The 14,350-nt window shown below is 66.9% G+C and carries 14 protein-coding genes; 8 read left to right on the top strand and 6 right to left on the bottom strand.

Translation table 11 applies throughout. The features are described from left to right. Positions 1-695: 695 nt before the first annotated feature. The gene (locus ACFPPB_RS15000) at positions 696-1,169 is read right to left on the bottom strand and encodes a YehS family protein (protein ID WP_377328502.1); all 474 of its coding nucleotides are present in this window, start codon (positions 1,167-1,169) and stop codon (positions 696-698) included. 375 nt (positions 1,170-1,544) lie between these two features. On the opposite strand from ACFPPB_RS15000, the gene ACFPPB_RS14995 reads away from it, so the two are divergent. The 5 genes from ACFPPB_RS14995 (at position 1,545) to ACFPPB_RS14975 (ending at position 6,878) form a co-directional block, all read left to right on the top strand. Then, the gene (locus tag ACFPPB_RS14995) at positions 1,545-2,099 is read left to right on the top strand and encodes an RNA polymerase sigma factor (protein ID WP_377328500.1); all 555 of its coding nucleotides are present in this window, start codon (positions 1,545-1,547) and stop codon (positions 2,097-2,099) included. Next, positions 2,096-3,079, top strand: coding sequence for a hypothetical protein (locus ACFPPB_RS14990; protein WP_377328498.1), 984 nt, complete (start codon positions 2,096-2,098; stop codon positions 3,077-3,079). Before ACFPPB_RS14995 ends, ACFPPB_RS14990 begins: the two co-directional genes overlap by 4 nt. Positions 3,080-3,107: 28 nt before the next feature. Continuing rightward, positions 3,108-3,356 (top strand): DUF167 domain-containing protein, encoded by a 249-nt coding sequence (locus ACFPPB_RS14985; RefSeq protein ID WP_377328496.1) that lies wholly within the window; start codon positions 3,108-3,110, stop codon positions 3,354-3,356. A 964-nt stretch (positions 3,357-4,320) separates the two neighbouring features. Continuing rightward, a complete protein-coding gene (locus ACFPPB_RS14980; RefSeq protein WP_377328494.1) occupies positions 4,321-6,093 on the top strand; it encodes an ABC transporter transmembrane domain-containing protein in 1,773 nt (590 codons plus the stop codon). 107 nt (positions 6,094-6,200) lie between these two features. Continuing rightward, entirely contained in the window at positions 6,201-6,878 is a 678-nt protein-coding gene (locus ACFPPB_RS14975) for a type 1 glutamine amidotransferase domain-containing protein (RefSeq protein WP_377328492.1), read from the top strand. A 101-nt stretch (positions 6,879-6,979) separates the two neighbouring features. On the opposite strand, the gene ACFPPB_RS14970 is transcribed toward ACFPPB_RS14975, so the two are convergent. The 4 genes from ACFPPB_RS14970 to ACFPPB_RS14955 all read right to left on the bottom strand — a co-directional run bounded on the left by ACFPPB_RS14970 (position 6,980) and on the right by ACFPPB_RS14955 (position 10,073). Then, a complete protein-coding gene (locus tag ACFPPB_RS14970) occupies positions 6,980-7,837 on the bottom strand; it encodes a hypothetical protein (RefSeq protein WP_377328490.1) in 858 nt (285 codons plus the stop codon). A 169-nt stretch (positions 7,838-8,006) separates the two neighbouring features. Next, positions 8,007-8,903 (bottom strand): RNA polymerase sigma-70 factor, encoded by an 897-nt coding sequence (locus ACFPPB_RS14965; RefSeq protein ID WP_377328488.1) that lies wholly within the window; start codon positions 8,901-8,903, stop codon positions 8,007-8,009. 158 nt (positions 8,904-9,061) lie between these two features. After that, entirely contained in the window at positions 9,062-9,487 is a 426-nt protein-coding gene (locus ACFPPB_RS14960) for a cupin domain-containing protein (protein ID WP_377328486.1), read from the bottom strand. Positions 9,488-9,572: 85 nt separating this feature from the next. After that, positions 9,573-10,073 carry a carboxymuconolactone decarboxylase family protein gene (locus ACFPPB_RS14955; protein ID WP_377328484.1) on the bottom strand — a complete coding sequence of 167 codons (501 nt, stop codon included), beginning with the start codon at positions 10,071-10,073 and terminating at the stop codon, positions 9,573-9,575. 335 nt (positions 10,074-10,408) lie between these two features. Here ACFPPB_RS14955 and ACFPPB_RS14950 point away from each other — a divergent pair, with 335 nt between their 5' ends. From ACFPPB_RS14950 to ACFPPB_RS14940, 3 genes are all read left to right on the top strand, one after another. Continuing rightward, the gene (locus ACFPPB_RS14950) at positions 10,409-11,368 is read left to right on the top strand and encodes a LysR family transcriptional regulator (protein ID WP_377328482.1); all 960 of its coding nucleotides are present in this window, start codon (positions 10,409-10,411) and stop codon (positions 11,366-11,368) included. A 136-nt stretch (positions 11,369-11,504) separates the two neighbouring features. Beyond that, positions 11,505-12,284 (top strand): SDR family oxidoreductase, encoded by a 780-nt coding sequence (locus ACFPPB_RS14945; RefSeq protein WP_377328480.1) that lies wholly within the window; start codon positions 11,505-11,507, stop codon positions 12,282-12,284. Positions 12,285-12,487: 203 nt separating this feature from the next. Next, complete coding sequence (locus tag ACFPPB_RS14940) at positions 12,488-12,982, top strand: Ohr family peroxiredoxin (RefSeq protein ID WP_377328478.1); 495 nt, start codon at positions 12,488-12,490, stop codon at positions 12,980-12,982. A 100-nt stretch (positions 12,983-13,082) separates the two neighbouring features. Here the strand turns inward: ACFPPB_RS14940 and ACFPPB_RS14935 are convergent, their stop codons facing one another. Next, a complete protein-coding gene (locus ACFPPB_RS14935; RefSeq protein ID WP_377328476.1) occupies positions 13,083-14,288 on the bottom strand; it encodes a serine hydrolase domain-containing protein in 1,206 nt (401 codons plus the stop codon). Positions 14,289-14,350: the final 62 nt, after the last annotated feature.

Here is a 14,350-nt window from a genome sequence, read left to right as displayed (position 1 = left end):
ATCGATCTTCAGTGCGTGCCCGATCGACGCCTCGATCCTTCTGGCTACCTGCGCTGAAGTTCGGCCGGAATTCGTCGCGTCCGGAAATGCCTTCAGGACAACTCTTCCGGGCGGCAAGTACGCGGTCCTCGCCTTCGAGCGTACCAGCGATCACATCGGCGACGCATGGGCCGCGTTGCTTAGTAGAGTGGCTGCCCTCCAGCGGACTTCAACTCGATGCCCGTCCGTGTTTCGAGCACTATCCCAACGATGCGAAGTCTGACCCGCAAACCGGGGCATTCGAGTGCGCGACATGCATTCCCGTGGTTTCACTCTGAGGAGATGCAAGTTCGGAGGGCATGCAACCGGCTGGAAACCGCTCAGGAACGTCTGAACAAGCTTCCGCTCGTCGCCAAGATCCCCGTTTGCCTGTGGGAGCGACTTCAGTCGCGATGGCCGCGGCAGCGGCCTGCAGTATCTCGGCGTTGCAACGGCTCGATGCACAACCGGGCGGCGCAGCGCACTGCTACGCAAGTCGCGACTGAAGTCGCTCCCACAAAACAGGCCGCGACCGGTGTGCGCCTTTCTGCGGGCCGGCGTGGACTTCGTTCCTTTGGGATCGCCTGAATAAGTCCGAATTTTCCAATGCTTGTCACCGCAAGTCATCAAGATAAAAGGCTCTCAATTCTTGCGTCTGGACATATTCAGACCATCCCTCAGGCGTTGCCACGCACCCGCATCGTCAGTCCCTTCAGAAAATTCCGCAGCAACTGATCCCCGCATAGCCGGAAATTCTTGTGGCCGGGCTGGCGGAACAGCGCGCTGAGTTCGGGCTTGGAGATCGGGAAACCGGCAGCGGCGAGGACCTGGTGCAGGTCGACGTCCTTCAGCTCGAATGCCACGCGCAGCTTCTTCAGCACCACGTTGTTGGTGACGCGTTTCTCCACCGGGCGCGGCGGCAGGCTTTCGTCGCGGCCGCGGCGATGGAACACCAGGCCATCGAGGAAATGCGCCAGCGCGACGTTGCTGCACTCGACGTAGCCCGGTTCCTCGTCCTTCTTCAGGAACGCCTGCACATCCTCCTTCGCGATCGGGAAATTCGGGTCGGCCAGATGGACGATCTCCACCACCTTTCCGTCGCTGAGGTCGAGCATGTAGCGGATGGCGCGCAGTACGTCGTTGTTGATCATGTCGTTCCGGCAAGTCTCACTTGAGAGCGCCATGCTACCGCGCCCCGCCCGCGACGATTAACCCCGTTCGCGTCATGCCCGCGTTTCATCTTTCACGAACCGGCGCCGAATCGTCCGTGAATGCGGGAACCTGCGCCGCGCAATGAGTTTTCCGGCCCCGCTGCGCGGAACCCTGCTGTGACTGCAGACACCATCCCCGTGCAGTCCTCCCCCGCCGCTATCGCGCAACGGGGCCGGACCTGCTTGTCCACGCGAAGTCGACGCCCATGCCGTACTTGATCGTACCGGCCCTCCCGGGGCGGCCGCGGGAAAAGAGCAATTGCCAGGATCGCTGGCCCCCCCGCAGGCATGCGATTTGGCTTACGCTCGCTCCCCATGGATGCCGCTGTCGATCCCGATGCGATGCTGATGCTTGCCTATGCGCGCGGCGACCTCGCCGCGTTCGAGGCGCTGTATGCGCGCCATCGCGGCATGCTGTACCGATTCCTGCTGCGCAGCGTGAGCGATCCGCATCGCGCCGACGAGCTGTTCCAGGAAACCTGGAGCCGGGTGATCGGCGCGCGTGCACGCTACCAGCCGCAGGCGAAATTCAGCACATGGCTGCTGCAGATCGCCCACAACCTGATGATAGACAACGCACGCCGCCAGCGACCGATGGCCGACGGCGACGAAGCCGAGGCCGCGCTGGCCAATGTCGCCGCGCCCGCGTGGGAACAGCCCGATCACGCACTCTCCGAGTTCGAGCGCGGCATCGGCCTGCAGCGCGCGATCGAACAGCTGCCGCACGAACAGCGCACCGCCGTGCTGCTGCGGCTGGAGCAGGAGCTCAGTCTGGAGGAGATCGCCACAGTAACCGGCACCGGCCGCGAGACGGTGAAATCGCGCCTGCGCTATGCCATGACCCGATTACGCGAAGTGTTGTCCGAATGACCACCCGACTGCCGCCACAAGGCCCGCCAGAGCCCGACGATGAGCTGCCCGGCGAAACCGGGCTGGCCGCGCTGTACCGCCAGCTGCCGCGGAGCGAACCGGCTCCGGCGCTGGATGCCGCCGTGCTGGACGCCGCGGCGCACGCGCTGGCATCCGGTGAAGAAAACCCGACGGCGAGCCATGAAGACCGGACAGCCGCACGCGAACCTGGCGACTGGGTTCATCCGAAACAGCGTGTATCGCCGCCGGTCGGGCGATCGTCTGTCGAAGGAAGCCGGAGGCCACACTGGCTCATCGCACTCGGCAGCGCAGCTATCCTGGTACTTGCCGCCGGGCTCGCCTGGCATATGCACGCCTGGCCGCCGGCCGAGTCGGCGCCCACCGCGGCCGACAGCGCGGCGCCGGCGCAGGCGGCAGTACCCGCGCCACGTATCGCGTCAGCCAGTGCACCGACGTCACCGGTTGAACCTGTTGTAGCGCCTATGCCACCCATGCCGGCCATGCAACAGCCACTACCCAAAATGGTTGCCGCAGAATCACCCACGCCCAACGTGACCGCGTTGCGCGAGGCAGCTGCCAACAAGCACCGCGCGCGTACATCCGGCGAAGGTTACGCCGCGAGCGCGTTGCGCCGAACGGCTTCCTCCAACCCGGCCGCCGCCGCATCCCCCATGGTCGCGCCCCAAGCCGCCAGCGATTCAACGGCGAATGCCGCCGAGCAAACCCTGCAGGAGGCCGCTCCCGGCACACCCCGCGTGCGAGGGCGGATGCCGGTGGCGCCGACGCCCATCGAGCCCTTTACCGGCACGGATACCGCCTCGAACGCCAGCGATACGCCAGCGCAGGAGCTCAACAAGATCCGCCAGTTGTTCGCGCTAGGCCGCGATGACGAAGCGCGGCAGCGGCTGACTGCCTTTCATCTCGCCCACCCGCGATGGGATCTGCCACTGGACCTCCAGCCGAAACTGAGCAAGCCATGAGTGCAGCGGGTGACAAATGGAGCCCGCGATGACCAAAGGGACAGGCACGCCCACGGTGATTCAGGTGAAGGTCAAGCCCAATGCCCGAGTCAGTCAGATCGAGGAGGCCGCCGATGGCGTGTGGCTTGCCCAACTGAAGTCGCAGCCCATTGACGGCAAGGCCAACGAAGAATTGATAGGGCTGATAGCCAAACGCTTCGGCTGTCCGAGATCCGCCGTATCCATCAAGAGCGGCGCCTCCGGCCGGATAAAGCGCGTCCGCATCCAGACTGCCTGAGGTCCAGCTCGCAGAACGCGCCGGTGCGGACACGCTGTCGGCATCCGGATTACCCGCCGGCAATTCGAAGTCCTTGCTCAACGCCGCGATGCTTGCCTGCAATGCAACCAGCTGCCACGCCTGCTCCTCCAGCTTTCGCTGGGCCGCTCGCGCGGCGCCGATGACGATGAGCGCCTGCGAGTCGAAGCGCTCGATCGGGCGGCGTTGCCGCCTGGCTTCGAACACCTCAAGCGCGCGCGTGCGTCCGCGCCGGGCCGCCATTCGCTGCAGACGGGTTACGACGCGCTGCAGACGGGCGATCCGTTCGTCCAGCCACGCTTGCTCGGCAGTTCGTCGATCGGGCGGACTCATGGGCGGCGATTCGCGCCAGACGACGGGCGACGGCTGCACCGCGGAGTTCGGCGAAGGCACCGTCGCCGGTTCGACAGCCGTAGCCACGCGTGCCGGTTCCGTCGCATCCGCAGCGGACGTCTCCGGCTCCGCGACGGACAAGTGCAGGCCGTACTGGCGGCTGATTCCTCCGGGCGAACCGTCGAGCCCTACCCGCAGACTTGCGATGGGTTCGAACATCGGCCGGCGACCGGCAAGACGAATGAAGCATCGGCCGTCGTCTGCTTTTCGCAATGCCGGCGTAATGGCCAGCAGGGACCCGGCATCGACGGCCTCTCCAGTCACGCCCACTTTTCATCCGCGTTCATGCGCTATGTGGGCCTGGCTCCTGCACCTACGGAGGCGCGCGAAGCCCTGTGCGGATCGCCGAACCCCGAGCTCCCGGCGTGGCGGTTGCGATGCTCGCCTCGCAGACCCATTGATGGCCGCCCACGCAGCGAAGCGGCGAAGGCCGATGCATGGATCGAGTCCGCCGATTTGCCGCGAGGATTGAATCGGCCGCGACGCACCCCACCTTGAGTGGCATTGCCCGCGCGCGGGCCCGCGTCATCTCCGATCCGTCCTGCGAGAGCCCATGAGCGACGCCGCCACCGACACGCCCCGCCCCCTCCGCCGCATCGGCGCATTGCGCGAACTCTGGCCCTTCCTGAAACCGCATCGTGCGCTGGCGATCGGCTGGCTGGTGTTCCTGGGCCTGTCGTCCGGCGCCTCGCTGGTGCTGCCGATGGCGTTTCGCCACATCATCGACCAGGGCTTCGGGCATTCCAGCCAGGCGGTGATCAACAAGACCTTCATCGCCTTGTTCGGCGTCGCGCTGGTACTCGCCGTCGCCACCGCGGCGCGCTATTTCTGCATCACCTTGCTCAGCGAACGGGCGCTGGCCTCGCTGCGGCAAAAGCTGTACGCGCAGGTGATCCGGCTCGACGTGAGCTTCTTCGAGCGCAGCCGCGTGGGCGAGCTGCTGTCGCGCCTGAGTGCCGATACCGAAGTGGTGCAGGCGCTGATCGGTTCCGGCGTCTCCGTGGCGTTGCGCAGTGCCGTGATGCTGATCGGCGCGGCGGTGGCGATGGTGTGGACCGCGCCTTCGCTGGCCGGCCTCACCGCGCTGGTGATTCCGGCCGTGATGCTACCGATCCTGGTGTTCGGCCGCCGCGTGCAGAAGCTTTCGCGGGCCAGCCAGGATCGCCTGGCCGATGCCGCCGCGATCGCCAACGAAACGCTCAACGCGTCCACCGCGGTCAAGGCGTACGCACGCGAGGATATCGAGAGCACCCGCTACGGCAGCGCGATCATGCGCGCGCTGGCCACCGCGCGCCGGCGCATCGGCATGCGCTCGCTGCTGACCATGGCGGTGATCGTGCTGGTGTTCGGCGCGATCACCCTGGTGCTGTGGGCCGGTGCGCGCCACGTGCTGGCCGGCACGCTGGACGCCGGCGTGCTGGGTCAGTTCGTGCTGTACGCCGTATTCGCCGCCGGCTCGGTGGCCGGCCTGTCCGAAGTGTGGGGCGACGTGCTGCGCGCGGCCGGCGCGATGGAGCGCATCGGCGAACTGCTGGCCGAGCGCGCCGAGATCGTCGATCCGGCACAACCACTTGCCCTGCCCCGCCCCATGCATGGCGCGCTGCGTTTCGACGGCGTGACCTTCCATTACCCGACCCGACCCCATGCCCCGGCGCTGCACGATTTCACCCTGGACATCCGCCCCGGCGAAACGATCGCCCTGGTCGGCCCCTCCGGCGCGGGCAAGAGCACCGTATTCGCGTTGCTGCTGCGCTTCTACGACCCGCAAAGCGGCAGCATCGGCCTCGACGGCATCGATCTGCGCGCGCTGACCTTGACCGAGCTGCGCGGCGCGATTGCGCTGGTACCGCAGGAAACCGTGATCTTCAGCGGCAGCGCCGCCGACAACATCCGCTTCGGCCGCGCAGGCGCCAGCGACGAGGAAGTGCGCGAAGCCGCCCGCGCCGCCGAGGCACACGACTTCATCAGCGCACTCGACGACGGCTACCAGGCCGAAATGGGCGAACGCGGCGTGCGCCTGTCCGGCGGCCAGCGCCAGCGCATCGCGATCGCCCGCGCGATCCTGCGCGACGCCCCGCTGCTGTTGCTCGACGAAGCGACTTCGTCGCTGGACGCGCAATCCGAAGCCGCGATCCAGCAGGCGCTGGAACGTCTCGAAAAAGGCCGCACCACCCTGGTCATCGCCCATCGCCTCGCCACCGTGCAACGCGCCGACCGCATCGTCGTACTCGACGGTGGGCGCATCGTGGCGCAGGGCACGCACGAGAGCCTGCTGGCCGAGGGCGGGCTGTATGCGGAGCTGGCGCGGTTGCAGTTTGTGGCTTGAGGGACTGGGGTCGAACAAGCGACTCCTGATTCTGGCAAGCATGACTTTCCACGCGCGACATTCCCGTCGACGCACTTCATTCATCGGCGCATACGAAGGTTCATTCCATGAAAATTCTCCTCGTCCTCACTTCGCACGACCGGCTCGGCGACACCGGCGAAAAAACCGGCTTCTGGCTGGAGGAGCTGGCCGCTCCTTATTACGCTTTCGTGGATGCTGGCGCCCAGGTGACACTGGCCTCGCCTCGGGGCGGCCAGCCGCCGCTGGATCCGAAGAGCAACGAGACCGCGTTCCAGACGGATACCACCCGCCGATTCGAGGCCGATGCCACCGCGGTTGCCGCGCTGGCCACGACCAGGAAGCTCGTCGACGTCGAGGTCGCCGACTTTGATGCAGTGTTCTATCCGGGCGGGCACGGGCCACTTTGGGATCTCGCCCAGGACCGCACGTCGATCGCGTTGATCGAGAAGACCGTGGCATCCGGCAAGCCGGTGGCCCTGGTATGCCATGCCCCCGGCGTGCTGCGCCATGTCAAAGGCGTCGATGGCAAGCCGCTGGTGAACGGCAAGGCAGTCACCGGCTTCTCCAACGCCGAGGAGGAAGCGGTTGGCCTGACCAAGATTGTTCCCTTTCTGGTCGAAGACATGCTCAAGGCGAACGGCGGCATCTACTCCAGCGGTGCCGATTGGCAGTCGCACGTGGCGGTCGACGGTTTGCTGATCACCGGACAGAACCCGGGTTCGTCGGAAGCGACCGCCCGCGCCTTGCTCAAACAACTGTCGTAGGCAGTGAGGAAACCTCAGGTCCATTTGCTCGCAGCGATAAGTGAACCCGATCCCGATATCGGAGATAACGGGTTCGAATCAATCACCTCCCTTTTGACTGACTAGCGCTTCGCGCTGGACCTGGCCGGGGAAAGCCATAGACGCTGGTGTGCAAGGTCCATGGTGATGATCCATTGACGCAGGATCGGCGCGCCGATGTTTCCATCGACGACGAGGTCCTGCACCTGGGCACTTCCCTGCAACTTGATCTGCGGGGCGAGTGCGAGATTCGCGGGCTGGCCGCGCGTCATTGCAGGATCCAGCCCGAGGGCGGCGGCGACGGCACGGTTGACGATCAGGGCGCCGTCGCTGCCGCAATCCAGCTCGAACCAGAGGTTTCCCTTCGCGGTAGGTACCGCCACCAGCGGGGTGAGCGACGCGCCGCCCACCTCCCGCGCCAGGCGCATCGGCAGCTCGGTCGCGTGCGCGGTGCGTGCTTTCGCGCTGGCTGGCGTCTCGACGATCAGGTGGCCGCCCGACAAATCGAGCGTGACCACCTGCCCCGCAAAAGCGTCCAGCGCCACCGATCCATCCAGCGGCGGCGCATCCTTCGGCAGCAGTTTGGAAAAATCCCACACACCTACCTCGGGTATCGTGATCGAGTGGCCGGCCACCTTCAGCTTCACGCCATCGCAGCGCGGCAGGTCGACGCGATCCCCGCGCATCCGCATGCCCGATAGCCGCCCCCATGGCTCGCACCCGGCCTTGCCCGCACCACCGGGCGTGAGCACCGTCAGGCCGCCGGCGGTATCGAGCAACACGGTGGCCTGGCTGCCGCCCAACTGCACCTGCATGGATGGCACGGCGCCCAGATACGACGCCAACGGAATCACCCTTGCCGGTGCGGGCTCCGCAGCGTGGGACACCCCGACGGCTCCGAGTGCGATCACGAAGGCGATGGACCATCTGCGTTTGGGCACGTTGCTGCTCCTGGGTTGGGTGTACGCAAGATAGCGGACCCCGCGGTACGTACCATCGGTCGAAAGTCATTCGTGCGCGCAAGCGTGCAAGCGCAGTGACATGCAGAGGAGGCTGCACACGGCGCGCCCGCGATAAGTCCGAGCGACTCACCCATGTCGCTGATGGTGATCAGGACTGCAGGCGGCGGCGCTCGGCGATGGCGGCCACCAGCCGCGCCAGTTTCTCGGGGTTGCGCTGCACGTGGATGCGGGTGATGCGCTCGCCGTCGCTTTCGCAGGACTGGACTGACTCGAGCTCGCCGTTGATGTAGCGCAGCACGGCGTACTGGCCGTTGATCATCGCCACTTCGACGCGCAGCACATCCTTGTAGCGCAGGCTTGCGGCGAACAGCAGTTGTGCGATGCGCTGCCCGCCGACCATCGGCCGGGGGAAACTGGCGACGCGGCCACCCCCGTCGCCGAGCAGCTCGGCAGTGTCGGCCAGCATCGATTTCATGCCGGCGAAGTCACCTTGCGCGAGCGCTTCGGCGAAGCGCCGCATAAGCTTCTGGTGGGCCTCGCCGGGTACCGCGCGCTGCGGCCGTTCCTGGCGCAGCTGCACCTTGGCCCGGTGCACGATCTGGCGGCAGGCGGCCTCGCTCTTGCCTAACGCTTCGGCCACCTCGCCGTAGTCCACGTCGAACACTTCGCGCAGCAGGAAGGCGGCGCGGGCCTCGGGCGACAGGCGTTCGAGCACGATAAGGAAGGCGACGGAGACCTCGTTGGAGAGCTCCTCCATGTCCTCGGGCGTGGCGGGCCACTCGGTCAGCACCGGCTCGGGCAGCCAGATGCCTACGTACTGCTCCCGCCGTGCCTTGGCCGAGCGCAGGCGGTCGATCGAGATCCGGGTGGTGGTTGCCACCAGCCACGCTTCCGTGTTGTCGACGACGTCCTTGTCCGCGCCGTTCCAGCGCAGCCAGACGTCCTGCACGATGTCCTCGGACTCCGACACGGAGCCGAGCATGCGGTAGGCGATGCCCTGCAGCCGCGGGCGCAGATCGTGGAAGGTGGCGGTGGCTGCGTCCATGGGCGGAAGACGTCTGTGCCGGCGTGGTTGTGACAGCCTACGCCGATCGGCACCGGATGACGCCGCCGCTGGTCATGCGTTGCAGCCTGCGACCCGCGGCGACGCACGGGCGTCCACCATGGATTTGGCAGCGGCCCGAAGCGATCCGCGCGGAAATCTCAGTGCTCCGGGATCAGTACCGGCTTGTTCTGGTCCTTCAGCAGAAACACCAGGAACCTGGCCGGCTTGGTCTTGCTGGCGTTGCGACCAACCGTGTGCACGTCGTGCGGCCCTTCGTAGAAGGTCTGCCCCGGCCCCAGCGTCACCGGCTTGTCGCCATTCAGACCCATCACGATGGAGCCTTCGAGCACGTAGACGAAGGCATGGGCGTCGTGGCGGTGGACCGGATCGACTGAGCCGGGCGGGTACGTGACCAGGATCATCCTGCCTTCCTTGCCGGGATAGTCCTGGAGGACCTTGGTCATCAGATCCGCGACCTTGGCCATCGGCGCTGTCGGTGCGGGAGAACCTGGCCCGGTCGGCTGGGCCGCCGCCACGCCGGAAATGAGCAGCAACAGAAGCCCGAGAGTCTTGAAGATGCGCATGGATATTTCCTCATGGATGGTTCGCCCCACCCGGATCGGGGCGTCGAAAAAGCGGCCGGCGCAGCGTCGCCGCGCCAGCCTGGTGTCAGGCCAGGCCGGCCTTGTCGAGCCCGTAGGCCTTGTCGGCGCTGCCGGGGACGCTCGTGAACGCGACGTTGATGCGGTTCCAGGCGTTGATCGTCGTCACCGCATAGGTGAGTTCGGTGAGCTCCTTCTCGGAGAACTGCTCGCGGACCAGCGCATAGATATCGTCCCCGACGCCGTGCGGCGGCAGCTGGGTCAACGCCTCGGTCCAGGCCAGCGCCGCACGCTCGCGGTCCGAGAACAGCGGGGACTCGCGCCAGACCGGCAGGTGATGAATGCGTAGCGGACGTTCGCCATGAATCATCGCCTGCTTGATATGCATGTCGACGCAGAAGGCGCAGCCGTTGATCTGCGAGGCACGGATCTCGACGAGGTGGCCGATGGATGCCTCGATGCTGCCCTGCGCTATCGCCATGCTGATGGCGACGAGCTTCTTGAACAACTCGGGTGATTGCTGCTGATAGTCGATTCGTTGGGTCATGGGGGAGTCCTCGCTGGGCATGTGGCCATTCCTCAGATCAGCTGAGGTACCTGCTCGCGCTCGATGGCGTGACGGTGCCCAGCCTAGGTTCGGGACAATGTCTGCGGTAGGCCCGTCGGCGGGCTCGCGGTGTTGCCCGCCAGGAACCAATCCGCCGACGGTGTCACGGGCGCCGCCACCGAAACGTCTATGAGGTAGGAGCCCGGCCGATGCCGGTGTTGGATGCGCCTGGCGGTAGCCGAGCGCGACGCCCCTGACCTTCCCGGACACGACAAATGACACCCGATTCACAAGATCGACCCCATTGCGCCAATACCGACGCCCTCGCGTCGAGCTTTTCGGCGAGCTGCGCCGGCGTGCTCGCATTCATCGCCGTGGCGACCGAGGGCAGTTTCGCCCGCGCCGGCGACCGCCTCGGCATCGGCCGCTCCGCAGTCAGCCGCAGCGTGCAGAAGCTCGAGGCCCAGCTGGGCACCCGGCTGTTCCTGCGCACCACCCGAAGCACCACGCTGACCGGCGAGGGCGAGCTGTTCTACCGGAACTGCCATTCGGGCGTGCAGCGGATCGTGCAGGCACTGGAAGACATGCACGACCTGCGCGAAGGCCCGCCGCGCGGGCAGCTGCGGATCAGCGCCACGACAGGCTTCGGGCGCCGCATCGTGGCGCCGTTGCTCAACGGCTTTCGCGCGCGCTACCCGGAGATCGCCGTCGACCTGCGGCTGGACGACCGCGCCACGGACTTCAGCGCGGACCGGATCGACGTGGCCTTTCGCGACGGACGCCTGGACGACAGCCGGGTGATCGCCAAACAGCTGATCCCGATGCCGATGCTGCTCTGCGCGTCGCCGGCGTACCGGCGCACGCACGGGCTGCCGCGGCAGGTGGAGGATCTGGCCGGCCACGGCTGTGTCAATTTCCGTACGGCGTCGGGCAGGATCTTCGAATGGGAGTTCAAGGTCGGCGGCCGGGTGCTGAAGCACCTGCCGTCATCCAGTTGCACGTTCAATGACGACGAGCTGGTGCTGCAGGCCGTGCTCGACGGCCAGGGCATCGCGCAGATGGCGGGCTACCAGGTCAGCGCGCATCTGCGCGCCGGCCGGCTGGTGGAGTGCCTGGCACAGTACGCGCCGGACGATCGCGGGCACTACCTCTGCTATCTCAGCCGGCAGCAGCTGCCGGCACGGATCCGCGTGTTCATCGACTACATGACCGGTGCCGTGCGCGCCCTGGATCTGCAGTGCGCGACCGGGCTCGCCCCCATGACGACGACGCTCCCGCGCGGGATGAGGGAGGTCATCGCTGCAGGCATCGGTTGACCCCGCCTGCGGCGTGCCGATTGGTGCGCAGCAGGCAACACCGTGAGCCCGCCGACGGTCCTACCGGCTGCCGCTGACCGCGCCTAGCATGAATCCATCACGCGCCCCTGGCGCCAACCCAGAGCGGAGGTTTCCCATGAAAATCGTCGTCATCGGTGGTACCGGCCTCATCGGCAGCAAAGTCGTCGAGCGCCTGCGCAAGCACGGCCACGAGGCGGTTGCCGCGGCGCCTTCCTCGGGCGTCAACGCCCTCACCGGCGAAGGCCTGGACGCGGCGATGGCGGGCACGGACGTGGTGGTGGATCTGGCCAACTCGCCTTCGTTCGAAGACAAGCCCGTGCTGGACTTCTTCGAGACGTCGGGACGCAACCTGGCCGCCGCGGAGAAGAAGGCCGGCGTGAGGTATCACGTCGCGCTGTCGGTGGTCGGCACCGGACGCCCGGCGTTTGCGGCGAGCGGCTATATCCGCGCCAAAATGGCCCAGGAAAACCTGATACGCGCCGCCGGCATTCCGTACACCATCATCCACTCCACCCAGTTCTTCGAGTTCCTCAGCGGCATCGCCGGCGATGGCGGCCAGGGGCAGGAGCTGCGCCTGTCTAGCGGGCTGATGCAGCCGATCGCCTCGGACGATGTCGCCGATGCGGTCACCGACTACACGTTGGGTGCAGCGGTCAACGGCACCGTGGAAATCGCCGGCCCCGAGAAGGCGCCGCTGGCGCAATGGGTGCAGCGCTTCCTCACCACCATCGGCGACCCGCGCAAGGTCGTCGCGGATCCGACGGCGCCCTACTTCGGCGCCGTGCTGGAACCGGATACCCTGCTGCTGCCGGGCGACGGCGCGCGGCTGGGCGCGCAGGATTTCCGGGCCTGGTTCGCCCGCTCGGCATTCGCCAGCCGCGGAGTGGCGGCGTAAAGCCCTGCCACCTGCCCCGTGACTGTCTGCCGGCCGCATGCATCGTGCACGCAGGGGTCGCTGCGCTGTACGAAACGGCAAGGATCAGTCGCGACACGTACACGTCGGCTCGCCCGGTCCGCCATGCCGCAAGCACCAAGCCGACGCTGCTCCCCGCCTGAGGGCGCCGCGGACGTTCACTGCCGAAACAGCCCGAGCCCGCCATGACCGATCTGCACCCCCCACCCGTCTCTCTGCTCGACAAGCATTACGGGGCAGATTTCCTGCCGCTCTACACGGCAACCGTGCGCGTCAGCGGCGGTGAGTCCATGCATGGTCGCGCCTCCGGCGTGGCCCGTTCCGACGATGGCGCCCTCGACCTGCGGCTGCGATTGCCCGAGCAGATGGGCGGCCCCGGCGGCGGCACCAATCCGGAGCAGCTGTTCGCCGCCGGCTATGCCGCCTGCTTCCATGGCGCGCTGAGCCTGCTCGCAGCGCGGGCGAACGTGGCGATCTGCGATGCCGAGGTGGTCGCCTCAGTCACCTTCGGCCGCGATCCGGTCGACGGCCTGTTCATGCTCGCCGCGGATATCCGCATCCGCCTACCGTCCGTCGATCGCGCGATCGCCGAGGAGCTGGTGCGCAACACCGAGCGCATCTGCCCCTACGCCAAGATGGCCAGAGTCGGGATCGACTGCGTGGTTCTGCTCGACCCGTAAGCCGCACCGGTCTTCAGGAATACCGAGCGGCCATCGGGAAGGCTTCGACTGAGGTAGCCGGACTGTTCCAGCCAGCCTCTTGTTCGCTACGCCAACCGATTCAATGCTGCGCCGGCTGCTCCCGCTCCGCATCCACCGCGCGTTTGACAGCGGCCACGAACTTGCGCCGCGCGGCGACCAGTGCGTCGGATGTCGCATGCGGCCAGGCGCCCACCTGGGCGATCACCAGCTGGCGCGCCGGATCGACGTAGACCATCTGGCCGAAGATGCCGATGGCGGCATAGCTGCCGTCGCTATCCGTCCACCACAGATAGCCGTAGCCGCGGTCAGGCTCGTCGACTTTTTCCTGGCGGTGCACTGCACCTTGCAGCCACGCCGCGGCAATCACCGGCTTGCCCGCGATGCGGCCGCCGTCGAGCATGAACTGCCCCAGCCGCGCGTAGTCGCCCAACGTGGCCGACAGGCCGCTGCCGCCGGTGTCTCTGCCATCGCATTCGTCCCTGATCCAGTACGCATCGGCGGCCATGCCATAAGGCTTCCAGATGGTCTGCGAAAGATAAGCAGCCAGCGAACGATGCGTGGCCCGCTGCACCAGGATGCCGAGCAGATCGGTTTCGGCGGTGTTGTAGTTCCAGTGCGTGCCGGCGGGCCATTGCCGCTGCTGTTTGCGCAGGTACGACAGCACGTGCGCCTGGCCGTCGACGCAGGCGCCGAGATACATCTGCGCCACATCCGACTTGGCGTCGGCATAGTCCTCGTTCCAGTGCACGCCCGAGGTCATCGTCAGCAGCTGCTGCACGGTGACCTTGGCGTAGGCGCTGTCGCGCAGCTCGGGGATGTAGGTGCCCAGCGTGTCGTCCATGCCGTGGATGTCGCCCCGCTGCAGCGCGATCCCCAGCAAGGTGGAGGTGACCGACTTGGCCACCGAAAACGACTCCCAGCGCTGCTGCGGCCCGAACCCCGGCGCATAGCGCTGCAGGCGGATGCGGCCGTGCTGCAGCACCATCACGCCGGCGAGGTGATGCCGGTCCATGTAACCCGTCAACCATGTTGACGTGTCCTGCCCCGGCAGCGCCAACGGCTTGCCCAGCGGCAGCTGGTGCACATGCGCGCCGTGCTCGGCACGATCGCTGGGAAACAGCTCGTACATCCGCCGGAACTGCGCCTCGCGCTGCGCCTGCGGCCAGAACAGCACCGCCTCGCGTCGCTGACCGATAGTCTGGGCGGGCTGCTCGCCAACCGCCGGCAGCGGGACGGTCAGGCAGAGTGCGGAAACCAGCAGGCAGGAGCGGATCTTTGGACCCATGGCGGTGGGTGTCGGGTAGTTGCGGAATCGACATGTTACCGGCCCGCGCCTGCGTTGATCGC

It is taken from the genome of Rhodanobacter terrae, assembly GCF_042657005.1.
Lineage (GTDB): Bacteria > Pseudomonadota > Gammaproteobacteria > Xanthomonadales > Rhodanobacteraceae > Rhodanobacter > Rhodanobacter terrae.
This window is presented reverse-complemented; position numbering and strand designations above follow the sequence as displayed.